This is a genomic window from Mesorhizobium sp. M1C.F.Ca.ET.210.01.1.1 (genome assembly GCF_004791585.1).
Lineage (GTDB): Bacteria > Pseudomonadota > Alphaproteobacteria > Rhizobiales > Rhizobiaceae > Mesorhizobium.
Window position 1 is genome coordinate 1 of the sequence record NZ_SRUU01000204.1, and the last position, 294, is coordinate 294.

1 protein-coding gene is annotated in these 294 nt (G+C 63.3%); it reads right to left on the reverse strand.

The annotated features are described in order from the left end of the window. Positions 1-294 (reverse strand): EAL domain-containing protein (locus EN853_RS33590; protein WP_135861382.1); only part of this gene is annotated, 294 nt, incomplete at both ends.

Here is a 294-nt window from a genome sequence, read left to right on the forward strand (position 1 = left end):
TCGAAATCGGGCTCGCGCAGCTCGGTGCCCGAGACATTGACGGCGATGCGCCCGAAATCGATGCCGGCGCGGTCCCATTCGGCGGCCTCATCGATCGCCTTGGTGATGACGATGCGGCCGATATCCGGCATGAAGCCGCATTTCTCGGCGACCGGAATGAACTCGCCGGGCGAGATCATGCCGCGCGTCTCGTGCTTCCAGCGAACCAGAGCCTCTATGCCGCTGATCGTGCCGCTGGTTAGCGACACCTGCGGCTGGAAATAGACCTCGAAGCTCTTGTTGGCGATCGCCGTG